The 1,017-nt window shown below is 44.1% G+C and carries 2 protein-coding genes; one reads left to right on the top strand and one right to left on the bottom strand.

Features of this window, described 5'->3' with window-relative positions; all coding sequences use genetic code 11:
* Positions 1 to 61: 61 nt before the first annotated feature.
* Entirely contained in the window at positions 62 to 322 is a 261-nt protein-coding gene (locus A3735_RS05265; RefSeq protein WP_197469968.1) for a DUF3081 family protein, read from the bottom strand.
* A gap of 157 nt (positions 323 to 479) precedes the next feature.
* Between A3735_RS05265 and A3735_RS05270 the strand changes: the two genes are divergently transcribed.
* A partial coding sequence (locus A3735_RS05270; protein ID WP_197485680.1) for a deoxyribodipyrimidine photo-lyase occupies positions 480 to 1,017 on the top strand: 538 nt, incomplete at its 3' end.

A 1,017-nucleotide genomic window follows, 5' to 3' on the forward strand; every position in this document is an offset into this window, starting at 1 on the left:
CCCAAAACAAGCCTTAGACGCTTGGTTTTCAAACTCATGATTTCTCTCTCGTTGGCCATTGCTAGAAAACAGTGCGTGCAATATTTTTCAACTTTTCGTAAAAACTCTCCAGATCCCTGTTTTGAGCGCACTCAATTTTCATCTTGTTGTGAAAAAAGAGAGTTAGCTTAACTTTGTGGTCACTGAGCATAATCGTGTAACCGTCATAACTCAGTTCGAGGCTAATTTGCTGATAAATAAGCTTGCCTCCCTCCATGCTTCCTTTTTGCCGAATGCATTCAGCTGCCAGCATGACTACCTTTGGTTCAATATGCTGTTCCAAGTTCCCAACTCCTAAAATTAGAATGTGCCCCAAGACCACACCGAGCATTTAAAAGCTTATACGCATCAACGCGTCAATGGATCACCCCATGCACTGATCCAAAATGAAACCTGCTTCGTAAGTGCCTGAAACACCCTCAGCGCACTACGGAATCCATATGCTCATTAAACAACGAAGAGTTCTATACTGGTTTACTCGAGACCTGCGAATTCATGACAACCAGGCGCTGCACGCCATAAAAAGCGCCGATCGCCTACTGTGCATCTATGTCGTAGACCCTAGATGGTTTCAGCAGAAGCTATGGCAGCAACCTTCCATCAGCAAACATCGCTGGCAGTTCACCTTGGAATGCATTCAGGATTTAAAACAAAACCTCGCACGATATGACCAAGAGCTGATTGTTTTATATGGTGATACAACTGAGCTGATATCCAACCTTATCAATAATTACGGCTTTAGTGACCTCGTATTGACTCAGTCTTCCGGTTCTTATGAGCGGCACATCCTTAAAGCGATTCGCAGGAAATGCTCCGAGGCTGCGGTAATAGAATATGAACAATACACGATCTTCAATGAGTTAGAACTACCGTTTAAGGTCTCTCAGTTACCCCAAACATACTCACGCTTCAGGAAATCAATTGAAAATCAAGGTGTCCCTGACCCCCTTCCTGCCCCCAAATTCCTGCCAATCATGC

The sequence above is a fragment of the Oleiphilus sp. HI0061 genome, assembly GCF_001635675.1.